This window comes from Endozoicomonas sp. ALC020 (assembly GCF_049275935.1).
GTDB lineage: Bacteria > Pseudomonadota > Gammaproteobacteria > Pseudomonadales > Endozoicomonadaceae > Endozoicomonas_A.
Genome location: NZ_CP184830.1, coordinates 5,099,201 through 5,114,701, shown reverse-complemented (window position 1 = coordinate 5,114,701; position 15,501 = coordinate 5,099,201). Strand labels below are relative to the sequence as shown.

4 protein-coding genes are annotated in these 15,501 nt (G+C 48.0%); all 4 read right to left on the bottom strand.

The features are described from left to right. Positions 1 to 112 precede the first annotated feature (112 nt). Positions 113 to 3,826: a PEP/pyruvate-binding domain-containing protein gene (locus ACOJUO_RS18810; RefSeq protein WP_422137802.1), complete on the bottom strand. Its 3,714-nt coding sequence runs from the start codon at positions 3,824 to 3,826 to the stop codon at positions 113 to 115. Positions 3,827 to 4,034: 208 nt separating this feature from the next. Next, complete coding sequence (locus ACOJUO_RS18805) at positions 4,035 to 7,814, bottom strand: DUF4116 domain-containing protein (RefSeq protein ID WP_422133467.1); 3,780 nt, start codon at positions 7,812 to 7,814, stop codon at positions 4,035 to 4,037. Between the two features lie 214 nt (positions 7,815 to 8,028). Beyond that, complete coding sequence (locus ACOJUO_RS18800; RefSeq protein WP_422137801.1) at positions 8,029 to 11,802, bottom strand: DUF4116 domain-containing protein; 3,774 nt, start codon at positions 11,800 to 11,802, stop codon at positions 8,029 to 8,031. 185 nt (positions 11,803 to 11,987) lie between these two features. After that, the gene (locus ACOJUO_RS18795) at positions 11,988 to 15,494 is read right to left on the bottom strand and encodes a PEP/pyruvate-binding domain-containing protein (protein ID WP_422133465.1); all 3,507 of its coding nucleotides are present in this window, start codon (positions 15,492 to 15,494) and stop codon (positions 11,988 to 11,990) included. Positions 15,495 to 15,501: the final 7 nt, after the last annotated feature.

Here is a 15,501-nt window from a genome sequence, read left to right as displayed (position 1 = left end):
GTTCAGGCAATGATATTTTTATAAAGTTCCCCCCGTCAGACTGAAATACGAAATAAAAAGAATGCCAATAAGCTGGCAACAGGGTTTGCACTGACCAACTTTTCAGAGCCGTTCAGACCTTATCCAAAAGCTCTCTGGTGTATTGAATAACTGCGGGATTTCTTTGTTTTGCTGCCTCGATAAAAGCCTTATTAAGTTTAAGCCCGGGAGCAGCAAATTCAAAAGCACGTGGATTTTGTTCAATAAAATCGAGCATAGAATGGTAATTATTCAACACCGTATTACTGGCATATGCCAGGTAATCAATATTATGAGCAATGACACTTTGAATAATGTTTTTATCACTTCGGATTTTTTCACTGGCATACCTCACAACTGCTGGACGCTTTGCGATAGCCGCTATCACCAGCTCATCATAATTTGGGAGTTCCGGGCTGACGCAGCTCATACAATAGCTCTTCTGAGTAACTGCGGCTAGGATGACATCTTTATCACTCTTCAGTTCTTCACCTACATATTTCAGGTTAAATGGATGTACTGCAATGGCTTCTAATACAAGGTCTTTATCATTTCGAACCCGTTGGCTGGCATATTCCAGCCCATCTTTCAGCAAAGCTTGCCTGACCTTTTCTTTAATATCCGAAAGCGACTGAACCGGTGGAACAACAAACGTCAGCGTGTAAGCGTGTGATGGCTTGATAATAAAGTATTGGCCTCTCAAATGGTGATAAAAATCCTCAACCGGGCCAACAGAGTAATAGGGATCTAGCAATAAAAAATGATGTAAGAGCTCCCTGCGCATGCTCTCATTCATGTCATCACTCATAAATATTTCCTTCAGACTCGCCTCCGGTTTTTTCCCTGAATAGACTAAAGACCGACACTCCCCTAATCGCTCAGTATGATGAACAAACTGTTGAAGATGGTTACTGAGTAACTGGCAACAAGCGGGACTCATCCAATAATCGTTCTTATAAAACATTGAAAAAAGGCAATGTTGAAAGGTGAATCTATCAGCTTCTGTCGCAACAACGGGATTAAGACGTTGTGCAAGCAAGTTAAAATCCCAATGAGGTTCTTCAAAAATGTCTTCGTAATCAAAGAGAATATCAAGATCAGTCATAGAATCTAAAACAAGCATCAGCTTTTCAAAGGCATACTGCATAGCTTGAGGTGATTGCATTCGCGTACATTCGACAATAACTTCACGCGCTACCGCATTGTAACTGAGCCTCATTGGATCAGCATTTTCATCCAGTTCGATGGCCTTCAGAAACTGTGTCAGAAACCAGACCCGCTGTAACTTGCCGGATTTATATAAGCCACCAGGTCTATCGAATTGGTCAGAAAATTTCAGCCGCAAGGTTCGTCCTTTCCCACCCTCTGCGTTTTCAAATAATTCAACAAGGCTGACATGAACGCCTAATCCCAGATTAACCAACAAGGCATCATCCATAATGACAACAGTCCCTGAAAGCTCTAATTCATTCATAATGGCTTTACCGGTTGGACTCAATAGCAACGCATTTTCATCAGGATTACCCTGGGTCGTGTAATCAACATAAGTGATTCGCTTTTCCCTGGATAACCGGCCCTGACCCGAGTCCAGAGTGATCGGTGCCAGTGCTTTTATAAAGCGCAGATGCAGCGCAAAAATCACTTCATGGACACTTTGGAACTGCTCAGCCTCCCTGGGATTGAGTGCTTGAAGACAAGATTGCAGTTGTTGGCAGGCTGACAGCCAATGACGAAACGATAACTGCCGTTCTTCATCGTCATCCTGGGGCAGGATGATAGCCTCCAGCAATGATTGGATGGTCTGTTTCAGTGTCTTGAACCGGTTGCTTAATAGTGGTACTTCATCCTGCAATAACTGAACCTCTGATGAACTGCTGTTACCCGCCAGCAGCAGGAATGCCCGGTACCCATCCAGCATTGCTTCAGCTCCATGAACCAGCCTGTTTACACTGTCTCTGATCTTTGCCAGTATCCCGGATCGTTGTCGAGACATGCTCAGTTTTACCGGATTTGCCAGACAATCCAGTCCGCCGCCGGAGGCAAACATTGCCAACAGACGGGCATTCTGATCTGTGAGCCATTGAAAACCGTCGGCAACCTGAAGGAATGTGCCTTCAGGGGGGGACAAATCATCCCGTGACGGGACGGCCTTTGCCAACGATAGATCAGAAAATGCAGAGGACAGGCTTCTGCAACTGGCCAGTTTTCCGCTAAGGTCACCGGCAACAATAAAGGCTCCGGGTTTTTCGTTAAAGCGGGCGCAGGCCAGCGTCGCCTGTTGCCCAACCTGAGCGACCACTGCCGTAAACTGGCCACCGGCCAGCATCAAAGCTATTTCTGCCTGTTTCATGAAGATTGCTACGTGATCATTGAATCCTCCCTCAGCAATGACAAAACCACCAACCCTCTTCAGAAACTCAGGCCCAAGCATCCAGTCTTCAGCGTGGTGGGCCACGACAATGGCTCCCTCTGGCATAGAGCCTGCCTCTGGCTGACTGGCCAACCAGAGTGGACCGGTGCAGAAGCCTTCGCTGACGCCCTCGCCAATGGCCAGGGTCTCTTCGGGTATGGACATGACAAAATCCATGCCACCAGAGAGGCGGGTAACAGGGCGCACCTGCAAAAGGAACAGACACCCCTGATGATCAATAGCAAACTCCACATCCACGGGGCAGAGTAATAAGTTTTCCAGCTCTGTCAGCCACTCCATGAGTGTCGAAACCGTGTCATCACTGAGTTGTTGTCCAACGTCGCCTGACTGGGCATCGGCATTATCAATTCTTGTTTCCGAATAGCCGTTATCGTTCTTTTGCAGGATGAAGCGATTTGAGATCGTCCCCGGAAAGTATTGAGAGCTGGCAGCTTCTTCTTCACGATCCTCGCGATAAATATCAATACGGTGGGGCCTGTTTCCGGACTGCCCTGCCACTGCGCCTCTGGGCTGACCCCGTGTGTACTCAATCCTGACGGTATCATCCTGAAAGGATTGAAAACTCATGGCGACTCCGCCATATCGACAATCAATGCACTGTTGGATAATGAGCGCCATGGGTTGCGGTATGCCTTCGGGACAGATTTCAGGCCGGTAAGCTGAAGCCATGACCTTGAGACAGGTTTGCAAAATATCTTCTTCTCCCTGAACCAAAGAGAGGTATTTGCCCGCCTGGGCATCGCCGTAATTATCCTCATTGATGCCAGAGCTGCGGACAATAACCGCTTGTGATGCAAGGAGTACACCCAGCTGACGGCGCAGACCAGCTATTTGTCGAGCCGCTTCAGAATCTTTAACCTGTTGGTAATAATCATTACTGGCAATAAATTCTGCCAGACCCGACAGCCAGTCATCCCTTTTGGTTTGCTCTGAAGGCGGCAAGGTATTGAGGTAGTCACGAATGTTCCTCAGGCTGTTCTCTGTGTCCCACTCATGGACAATCCCGGGAAAATAGCGGTCTAAAAGATGGCTATCCAGAGGGTGTTGTTCAAGCGCATTCATAACTTGAGCAGTCACACATTCGAAGGGCGGAACAGACAGACCAGCCTTTTTCATGCGCCACAAAAACATCCCCTTGCCCCCGAGTTGTTCCCGATTGTGAGGAGAATAGCCAGCAGTCTGATCTGCAACAGATGGACGGCAGTGACGCTTGGTCAGGGGAGTTTCGCTGGTCGCAACGCCACAGGGATAAGGATCACTGGAATGCCTTTTAGATAAACTGCTAATCCCCTTGGATGAACTGTCGGCACCAGCATCCCGATTTGGATCAGTTTTCGGGATTTGACCCTCTGAACGGCCAGAATGAGCAGGAAACATCAAGACTTCCCTCCGTTATTGATATTCATCCATGATTCAATCGCTGACGAATAAAAAAATCTCTTTCTATTGACAATAATTTTTTTGTAAAGTTCAGCCTGAAGCACGCAACAGGATAAATAAGGTTTGCACTGGAGGGCGTTATCTGATGAGAAAATTATTGCTTGCCTGCTTAAAAAAACCGGTAGCAACTGGCTGATAATCAGGCTTAGAGGATGTTACACAGAACGCTATGGTCCTCAGCGTTTTCGGGCTGATTTTTCTGTTGTGAACTTGCACTCCCAGTACTCAGACACATTCTTAAAGTCTTCTCGGAGAGGTATTGAACAACATCAGGGTTCCTGTAGATTGCTGATCGGATAAAATCCCTATCGCGCCTGAGTTCATCAACAGCATAATTGAAAACACGACAATGATGTTCAATCAGGTTCAGCAGATACTCGCGATCACTCAGTATTCTTTTACTGGCACATTTTAAGTTCACAATATTATCATCGATAACCATTTTTATAATGTTTTTGTCGCTTCGGATTCTTTCACTTGCAAAACTCAGCGCTGGTGGATAACTGGCGATAGCGGTCTTTACAATATTTTCATCATCCCGCATTTCCAGGCTGGCATATTTCAGCCAAATGCCGTCCTCTTTGATTGCAGTCATGACAACCTCTTTATCATTCTTCATTTTTTCACCAGCAAATTTAAGATTTTCTTGACGCTCTGCAATGATTGGTAATACCAGGTCTTTATCATTCCGAACCCGTTGACTGCCATATTGCAGTCCGTGCTTCAGCAAGGCTTTTTTGAATGTTTCTTTATCACCAGAAAGCCACAGATCCGGAGGGACTTCAAAACTTAGCCGGTAACTGTAGGATGATGGTTTTATAACATAGTATTTATCTCTCAAATCGGGATAAATATCTTCAACCAATGGAGCCGTTCTTTTGGCATCGAGGAATAACAAATGATGTAAAAATTCCCTGCGGGTTTTTTCAGTGATCTCATTGCTCATCAATATTTGCCGATAGTCGTCCTCCGATTTATTACGACACTCATCAAACCGTTGGGCATAATTAATAAATTGCTGGTAGTGATCGGGTAATAACAGCAAATAATCAGGACTGTAGGAGAAATGCTTCTCATAATACATTGCGAAAAGGCAATGTTGAAAGGCGAACCTGTCAGCTTCTGCCGCAACATCGCCAGTCAGGCGTTGTGCCAGTGAGCTAAAGTTCCACTGATCTCCTTCAAAAACCTCAATGTACTGCATTTTACAATCCACATCACACATATCACGTAATACAACAATCAGTTTTTCAAAGGCATCCTGCATGTTTTCAGTTGCTTTTATTCGAGTGCATTCGACGATAATGCCTCCCGCTACCGCATTGCAAAACAGCTTCATGCTATCAGCATTTTCATCCAGTTCGAGGGCTTTCAGTAACTGCACCAGAAACCACATACGCTTTAACTTGGCGGTTGTATCAACACCATCATCTTTATAAAACGGATCAGAGAATTTCAGCCGTAAGGTTCGTTCTTTGCCTCCCTCTGCGTATTCAAGCAGCTCAATAAGGCATACATGACTTCCAAGCTCCAGGTTAACAATCAAGACATCATCCATGATGACGACAGTCCCTGAACAAGCAAACTTTTCAATTAATGCTTTCGAGGACGGCCTCAATAGCAGTGCCTTTTCTCCCGGGTTGCACTGAGTTGTGTAATCAAGGTAGGTAATATTCGCTTCTTTTGATAGCTTGCCCTGACCGGAAAGCTGAGTGATCGGTGCCAGTGCATCTACAAAGCGCCAGTGCAAGGAAAAAATCAGCTCATGAACACTCCGGACCTGCTCAGCCTCTTTAGGATTCAGTGCTTGCAGAGAGGATTGCAGTTGCTGACAGGCAGTCAGCCATTGATGAAATGTTATCTGCCTGTTTTTACCATCATCCAGAAGCAGGATAATAGCCTCTAAACTGGATCGGATGGTCTGTTTCAGCGCCTCGAACCGGTTGCACAATGTCGGTATTTCATCCCGCAATAACCGAACCTCGTAAGCACCTGTTTTTCCCGCCAGCAACAAGAACGCACGGTAGCCATCCAGAAATGCTTCAGCCCCCTGAACCAACCGATTTACCCTGACTCTGATCTCTGCCAACAACTCTGAACGTTGTGTTGACATGCTCAGTTTTATGGGATTTGCCAGATAATCCAGTCCGCCACCAGAGGCAAAAAATGCCAACAAACGGGCATTTTGATCCGTGAGCCACTGAAAACCGCTAGCGACATTAAGGAATGTGCCTTCAGGGGGGGACAAATCATCCCGTGACGGGACGGCTCTGAGCAGCGACACATCAGAAAATGCAGAGGACAGGCTTCTGCGACTGGCAAGTTCGCCGCTAAGGTCACCGACAACAACAAAGGCGCCAGGCTCACCTTTGAAGCGGGCAAAGGCCAGCGTCGCCTGTTGGCCAACCTGAGCGGCCACGACCGCGAACTGTCCACCGGCCAGCATCAAGGTTTTTCCTGCCTGTTTCATAAGGATCGCGACATGATCATTGAAGCCTCCTTCGGCAAAGACAAAACCCCCTGCCCGCTTCAGGAACTCTGGCTCAAGCATCCAGTCTGCAGCATGGTGGGCCACGATAATGGCCCCCTCTGGCATGGAGTCTGCCGATTGTTCTTCAGCCAGCCAGAGTGTTCCTGTGCAATGGCCTTCGCTGACACCCTCACCAATGGTCAGGGTCTCTTTGGGTATTGGCATCGCAAAATCCATGCCGCCAGAAAGCCGGGTAACAGGGCGCACCTGCAACAGGAACAGGTTACCCAGATGATCGATGGCAAACTCCACATCCACCGGACAGAGCAACAGCTTTTCCAGCTCTGTCACCGCCTGACTGAGTTTTGCAACCAAATGATCACTGAGTTTATGCTCACTGTCGTCTGATTGGGCGTCCGCATCATAAATTTCTGTTTCCAGATAGCCATCATTGTTTTTGTGCAGGACAAAGTGACTGGAGACCTTCCCGGGAAAGTATTGATAACTGTCATTGCCTTCCCTACCCTTGCGAGAAATATCGATACGGTGGGGCGTGTTACCGGACTGTCCTGCCACTATGCCTCTGGGCTGACCCCGTGTGTACTCAATCCTGATGGTATCATCCTGAAAAGATTGAAAGCTCATGACGACTCCACCATATCGACAGTCAATACACTGTTGGATGATCAGCGCCATGGGTTGCGGTATGCCTTCGGGACAGACTTCAGGCCGGTAACCTGAGGCCATGACCATGAGACAGGTTCTGAAAACATCGCCTCCTGCCTGAATGACAGAAAGGTATTTACCCGCCTGGGCATCGCCGTAGTTATCTTCGTTGATGCCGGAACTGCGGACAATTACGGGCTGTGATCCAGAGAGTCGGTCCACCTGACGGTGCAGCTCCCGGATTTTTTGGGCCGCTTCAGAATCTTTCACCTGTTCGTAAAAGTCATCACTGGCAATAAATGCTGCCATAGCTGACAGCCAGTCATCCCTTTTGGTTTGCTCTGAAGGTGGCAAGGTATTGAGGTATTCCCGGATGTTCCTTAGGCTGGTCTTTGCCAGCGATTTATCAACAAACCTGGGGAAATAGTGGTCTAAAGCATGGGTATCGAGAGGGTGTTGTGCCAGCGCATTCATGATTTGGGCAGTCACACATTGGAAGGGCGGAACAGACAGGCCCGCTTCTTTCATGCGCTGCAAAAACATCCCCTTGCCGCCGAGTTGTTCCCGATTGGGAGGAGAATAGCCAGCAGTCTGATCTGCAACAGATGGACGACAATCACGCTTGGCCAGTGGAGTTTCGCTGGTCAGAGCGCCCGAGGGACCAAGATCACTGAAATGCCGCTGGGATAGGCTGCGAGCCTCGCTGGATGGACCGCCAGCGTCGGCATTTCGATTTGGATCAGTTTTCAGGATTTGACCCTCTGAACGGCCAAAATTAGCATGAAACATCAAGATATCCCTCTATTATTAACATTCATCCATGATTCAATGGCTGTGACATTAATCAATTACTTTGTTTGGACAATACTATTTTTATAAAGTTCAGCCTGAAGCACGCAATAGGATAAATAACAACTCGGTTTGCACTGGAGGGCGTTATCTGATGAGAAAATTGTTGCTTGCCTGCTTAAAAAAACCGGTAGCAACTGGCTGATAATCAGGCTTAGAGGATGTTACACAGAACGTTATGGTCCTCAGCGTTTTCGGGCTGATTTTTCTGTTGTGAACTTGCACTCCCAGTACTCAGACACATTCTTAAAGTCTCCGCAGAGAGGTATTGAACAACATCAGGGTTTCTGTGGATTGCTGATCGGATAAAATCCTTATCGCGTTTAAGTTCATTAGCAGCAGAGTCGAAAGCACGATAATTATGTTCAATCAAGTTCAGCAAATACTCGCGATCACTCCGTACTCTTTTACTGGCACATTGTAAGCAACAGATATCATCAACAATTGCCATTTGTATAATGTTTTTGTCGCTTCGGATTCTTTCACTTGCAAAACTCAGTGCTGGTGGATAACTGGCGATAGCGACCTTTACAATGTTTTCATCATCCCGCATTTCCGGGCTGGCATATCGCAGCCAAATGCCATGCTCTTTGACTGCAGTCATGACAACCTCTTTATCATTCTTCATTTTTTCACCAGCAAACTCAAGGTCTCCTTGACGTTCTGCAATGATTGGTAATACCAGGTCTTTATCATTCCGAACCCGCTGACTGCCATATTGCAGCCCGTGCTTCAGCAAGGCTTTTTTGAATGTTTCTTTATCATCAGAAAGCCACAGATCCGGAGGGACTTCAAAACTTAGCCGGTAACTGTAGGATGATGGTTTTATAACATAGTATTTATCTCTCAAATCGGGATAAACATCCTCAACCAATGGAGCCGTTCTTTTGGCATCGAGGAATAACAAATGATGTAAAAATTCCCTGCGGGTTTCTTCAGTGATCTCACTGCTCATTAATATTTGCCGATAGTCGTCCTCCCATTTATTACGACACTCTGCAAACCGTTGGGCATAATTAATAAATTGCTGGTAGTGATCGGGTAATAACAGGAAACAATCGGGAGTGTAGAGGATATGCTTCTCATAATACATTGCGAAAAGGCAATGTTGAAAGGCGAACCTGTCAGCTTCTGCCGCAACATCGCCAGTCAGGCGTTGTGCCAGTGAGCTAAAGCTCCACTGATCTCCTTCAAAAACCTTAATGTACTGCATTTTACAATCCACATTACACATAGCACGTAACACAATGATCAGTTTTTCAAAGGCATCCTGCATGTTTTCAGTTGCTTTTATTCGAGTGCATTCGACGATAATGCCTCCCGCTACCGCATTGCAATACAGCTTCATGCTATCAGCATTTTCATCCAGTTCGAGGGCTTTCAATAACTGCACCAGAAACCACATACGCTTTAACTTGGCGGTTGTATCAACACCATCATCTTTATAAAACTGGTCAGAGAATTTCAGCCGTAAGGTTCGTTCTTTGCCTCCCTCTGCGCATTCAAGCAGCTCAATAAGGCACACATGACTTCCGAGCTTCAGGTTAACAATCAAGACATCATCCATAACGACCACAGTCCCATAACAACTACACTTTTCGATTAATGGTTTCGAGGAGGGCCTCAATAGCGGTACCTTTTCTCCCGGGTTGCGCTGAGTTGTGTAATCAAGGTAGGTAATTTTGTTTTCTTTTGATAGCTTGCCCTGACCGGAAAGCTGAGTGATCGGTGCCAGTGCATCTACAAAGCGCCAGTGCAAGGCAAAAATCAGCTCATGAACACTCCTGACCTGCTCAGCCTCTTTAGGATTCAGTGCTTGCAGAGAGGATTGCAGTTGCTGACAGGCAGTCAGCCATTGATGAAATGTTATCTGCCTGTTTTTACCATCATCCAGAAGCAGGATGATAGCCTCTAAACTGGATCGGATGGTCTGTTTCAGCGCCTCGAACCGGTTGCTCAATGTCGGTATTTCATCCCGCAATGACCGAACCTCGTAAGCACCTGTTTTTCCCGCCAGCAACAAGAACGCATGGTAGCCATCCAGAAAAGCTTCAGCCCCCTGAACCAGCCGATTTACCCTGACTCTGATCTCTGCCAGCAACTCTGAACGTTGTGGTGACATGCTCAGTTTTATGGGATTTGCCAGATAATCCAGTCCGCCACCAGAGGCAAAAAATGCCAACAAACGGGCATTTTGATCCGTGAGCCACTGAAAACCGCTGGCGACATTAAGGAATGTGCCTTCAGGGGGGGACAAATCATCCCGTGACGGGACGGCTCTGAGCAGCGACACATCAGAAAATGCAGAGGACAGGCTTCTGCGACTGGCAAGTTCACCGCTAAAGTCACCGACAACAACAAAGGCGCCAGGCTCACCTTTGAAGCGGGCAAAGGCCAGCGTCGCCTGTTGGCCAACCTGAGCGGCCACGACCGCGAACTGTCCACCGGCCAGCATCAAGGTTTTTCCTGCCTGTTTCATAAGGATCGCGACATGATCATTGAAGCCTCCTTCGGCAAAGACAAAACCACCTGCCCTTTTCAGGAACTCTGGCTCAAGCATCCAGTCTGCAGCATGGTGGGCTAAGACAATGGCTCCCTCTGGCATAGAGTCTGCCGCTTGTTCTTCAGCCAGCCAGAGTGTTCCGGTGCAATGCCCTTCGCTGACACCCTCGCCAATGGCCAGGGTCTTTTTGGGTATAGGCATCGCAAAATCCATGCCGCCAGAAAGCCGGGTAACAGGGCGCACCTGCAACAGGAACAGGTTACCCAGATGATCGATGGCAAACTCCACATCCACCGGACAGAGCAACAGCTTTTCCAGCTCTGTCACCGCCTGACTGAGTTTTGCAACCAAATGATCACTGAGTTTATGAACACTGTCGTCTGATTGGGCGTCCGCATCATAAATTTCTGTTTCCAGATAGCCATCATTGTTTTTGTGCAGGACAAAGTGACTTGAGACCTTGCCGGGAAAGTATTGAAAGTTTTCAGCGCCTTCCTTGCGACAAATATTAATACGATGGGGCGTGTTACCGGACTGTCCTGCCACTATGCCTCTGGGCTGACCCCGTGTGTACTCAATCCTGATGGTATCATCCTGAAAAGATTGAAAGCTCATGACGACTCCACCATATCGACAGTCAATACACTGTTGGATGATCAGCGCCATGGGTTGCGGTATGCCTTCGGGACAGACTTCAGGCCGGTAACCTGAGGCCATGACCATGAGACAGGTTCTGAAAACATCGCCTCCTGCCTGAATGACAGAAAGGTATTTACCCGCCTGGGCATCGCCGTAGTTATCTTCGTTGATGCCGGAACTGCGGACAATCACGGGCTGTGATCCAGAGAGTCGGTCCACCTGACGGTGCAGCTCCCGGATTTTTTGGGCCGCTTCAGAATCTTTCACCTGTTCGTAAAAGTCATCACTGGCAATAAATGCTGCCATAGCTGACAGCCAGTCATCCCTTTTGGTTTGCTCTGAAGGCGGCAAGGTATTGAGGTATTCCCGGATGTTCCTTAGGCTGGTCTTTGCCAGCGATTTATCAACAAACCTGGGGAAATAGTGGTCTAAAGCATGGGTATCGAGAGGGTGTTGTGCCAGCGCATTCATGATTTGAGCAGTCACACATTGGAAGGGCGGAACAGACAGGCCCGCTTCTTTCATGCGCTGCAAAAACATCCCCTTGCCGCCAAGTTGTTCCCGATTGGGAGGAGAATAGCCAGCAGTCTGATCTGCAACAGATGGACGACAATCACGCTTGGCCAGAGGAGTTTCGCTGGTCAGAGCGCCACAGGGACCGGGATCACTGAAACGCTTTTTGGGTAGGCTGCGAGCCTCCCTGGATGGACCGCCAGCGTCGGCATTCCGATTTGGATCAGTTTTCAGGACTTGACCCTCTGAACGGCCAAAATTAGCATGAAACATCAAGATATCCCTCTATTATTAACATTCATCCATGGTTCAATGGCTGTGGCATTAATCAATTACTTTGTTTCGACAATAATTTTTTTAAAAAGTTCAGCAATCAGCCTGAAACAAACAACAGAAAAAACAACAACACGGTTGGCACTGGCAGAAGTTGTCTGGATAAGTCAGACATTAATCGCAGATTATCTGAAGTATTCTCGAAGCTCGGGGCTTTTGAGGGTTGCTTCATCCATAAAAACCGGATCAGCTTTAAGCTCTGAAGCAGCATATCGGAAAGCTTGATGATTCTTTGCAATTAACTCCAGCATATATTCACGATCATTCAATAACGTTTCGCTGGCATAACACAGAGCTCTGGGATTTTTTTTGACAGCGGCCATGACTATAGCTCTATCATTCCTCAGCTCCTCGCTCAAATATTTGAGCTCTAAGGGATATTCTGAAATGAAGGGTAATACAGAGTCTTTATCATTCCAAACCCGCTGGCTGGCATAATCCAATCCATGTTCCAGCATGACATTCCTGACCTTTTCCTTATAGTCCCCAAACGGTTGACCTGGTGACAAATAAAACTCCAGTCTGTAACTGTAAGACGGCTTGATAACAAAGTATTGATTTCCCAAGACATACACTTGCTCAATGAATCTGGTAGCGCTTTTGGGCTCAAACAATAAATAGTGATGCAAGAGCTCCCTGCGGGTGTTCTCACTCATCTTATGACTCATTAAGATTTCCTGCAGACTCTCTTCCGGTGTTTCATGAAAAAACAATGACGACTGATACTCACCTAACCGCCGGGCATGATGGGCAAACTGCTGGTGATGGTCGCTCAATAACTGGCAGCAAACGGCAGTATAGTGCCAACCATTCCAATTCCGATAAGACATTACAAAAAGGCCATGTTGAAAGGCAAACCTATCGGCTTCTGTCGCAACATCACAATTAAGACGTTGCGCAAGCAGGTTAAAGTCCCACCGACCTCCTTCAAAAATGGGTCTGGAACGCAAATCAAGATCCAGATCAAACATAGCACGTAACACAATGATGAGTTTTTCAAAGGCATACTGCATGGTTTGACGTAATTTCATTCGGGAGCATTCGACGATCATTTCACCCGCTACGGCGTTGCAACTCAGCTTCATGGGATCAGCATTTTCATCCAGTTTGATTGCTTTCAGTAATTGCGCCAGAAACCACATACGCCTGAACTTGCCGGATTTATCAGCGTAACCAGTTCTGTTAAATTGGTCAGAAAATGTCAGCCGCAGGGTTCGTCCTTTCCCTCCCTCTGCCTGTTCAAGCAACTCGATAAGGCCCACATGACTGCCAAGTTTCAGGTTAACAATCAAGGCTTCATCCATGGTGATAACAGTCCCTGAAAGCTTTGACTCTGCAATAAGTACTTTGTCGGACGGCCTCAGCAGCGGTGCCTCTGCACCCAGTGTCGTGTAATCGACATAGGTGATTTCCCCTTTTCTGGACAGAATGCCCTGACCCGAGTCCAGAGTGACCGGAGCCAGCGCTTTTACGAAGCGCTGATGCAGGGCAAAAATCAGCTCATGGACACTTCGCACCTGCTCAGCGCTTTCAGGGTTGAGCGCTTGAAGACAGGATTGTAGCTGATGACAGTCTGCCACCCACTGACGAAAGCTTACCGGGGATACCTTCTCTTCTTCAGCGGCTTGCATGAGAAGAGTGATACGCTCTAACCCGGATTGAATGGTCTGTTTCAGCATCACGAACCGGTCGATCAGTTCTGGTAATTCATGCCGCAATGACTCGACTCTGTGTGAACTTTTCTTAACAGCCAGTTGCAAGAATGCCCCGTACCCATCCAGCAGCGCTTCAGCCCCATAAACCAGCCGATTTATGCTGTCCAGGGTCTCTGCCAGCAGCTTTGATCGTTGTGGTGACATGCTCAGTTTTACCGGGTTTGCCAGGCAATCCAGTCCGCCGCCGGAGGCAAAAAATGCCAACAGGCGGGCATTTTGATCCGTGAGCCACTGAAAACCGCTGGCGACCTGACGGAATGCGTCTTCAGAGAGGGACACATCATCCCATGACGGGACGGCTTTTTCTTGCGGCACATCAGAAACAGCAGAGGATAGACTTCCATGACTCACCAGCTTCCCGGTCATGTCACCGGTAACAATAAAGGCACCGGGCTTACCGTTAAAGCGGGCACAGGCCAGCGTCGCCTGATGGCCAACCTGAGCGGCCACAGACTCAAACTGATCACCGGCCAGCATCAGGGTTTTTCGTTGCTGTTTCATCAGGATCGCGACATGATCATTGAATCCTCCTGTGGCAGTAACAAAGCCTCCTGCCCGCTTCAGGAACCCGTGCTCAAGCATCCAGTTTTCAGCGTGTTGAGCCACGACAATAGCGCCCTCTGGCATGGAGTCTGCCGCTGATTCTTCAGCCAGCCAGAGTGGTCCCGTGCAATAGCCTTCGCTGACCCCCTCGCCAATGGCCAGGGTCTCTTCGGGTATGGGCATGGCGAAATCCAGGCCGCCGGAGAGTCGGGTGACAGGACGCACCTGCAACAGGAAAAGGCGACCCTGATGATTTATGGCAAACTCCACATCCACGGGGCAGAGCAACAGCTTTTCCAGCTTTGTCACCATCACCCTGAGGTCTGCAACCATGTCATCAGTGAGTTGTTGTTCAACGTCGTTTGATTGGGCATCGGCATCATCCATTCTTATTTCCGAATAGCCGTTATTGTCTTTACGCAGGATGTAATGACTTGAGATGGTCCCGGGAAAGTATTGATAGCTGTCGGCGCCTTCCTTGCGAAAAATATCAATACGATGGGGCCTGTTACCGGACTGCCCGGCCACTATCCCTCTGGGCTGCCCCCGTGTGAACTCAACCCTGACGGTATCATCATCAAAGGATTGAAAACTCATTGCGACTCCGCCGTGCAGGCAGTCAATACACTCCTGGATAATCAGCGCCATGGGTTGCGGTATGCCTTCGGAACAGACTTCAGGCCGGTAAGCTGAGGCCATAACCTTTAGACAGGTTCGCAAAATATCCTCATCTCCCTGAACTTCCGAAAGGTATTTGCCCGCCTGGGCGTCGCCGTAGTTATCTTCATTGATGCCGGAACTGCGGACAATAAGCGGCCCTGATGTTGATAGTCCGTGATCCCTGATGTGTTGGGCCGCTTCAGAATCTTTAACCTGCTCATAAAAGTCATCACTGGCAATAAAGTTCGCCAGACCCGCCAGCCAGCTGTCTCTTCTGGCTTGCTCTGAAGGCAGCATCGCATTGAGGCATTCCCTGATGTTTGCCAGACTGATCTCCGACTCCGGTTCATTGCCGATCCCGGGGAAATAGGGTTCCAGACGCTGGCTATCCAGAGGGTATTGTTCCAGCGCATTGGTGACCTGAGTTGTCACACACTGAAACGTCGGCACAGACAAACCGGCTGCTTTCATGCGCTGCAAAAACATTCCCTTGCCGCCCAATAGTGCCCGGTTGGCAACAGAACAATGAGCAGCCTGATCTGCGACAAGTGAGTGGCATTTGCGCCTGGCTAGTGACCTTGTATCGGGAATGACAACGGGTTCAATATCACCAAAATACCTATTGGCTGAACTATAAGCCTTAGTATTCTGATCGGGGGTTGCCAGACTTTGAGAATCTGATCTGCCAGTGGTTGCAGGCGGTAAAGGTAACATAAAGATA

What these genes read in the sequence shown, in the direction of transcription:
- ACOJUO_RS18810 (WP_422137802.1), bottom strand. Translation starts at nt 3,826, where the DNA reads ATGTTTCCTGCTCATTCTGGCCGTTCAGAGGGTCAAATCCCGAAAACT.
- ACOJUO_RS18805 (WP_422133467.1), bottom strand. Translation starts at nt 7,814, where the DNA reads ATGTTTCATGCTAATTTTGGCCGTTCAGAGGGTCAAATCCTGAAAACT.
- ACOJUO_RS18800 (WP_422137801.1), bottom strand. Translation starts at nt 11,802, where the DNA reads ATGTTTCATGCTAATTTTGGCCGTTCAGAGGGTCAAGTCCTGAAAACT.
- ACOJUO_RS18795 (WP_422133465.1), bottom strand. Translation starts at nt 15,494, where the DNA reads ATGTTACCTTTACCGCCTGCAACCACTGGCAGATCAGATTCTCAAAGT.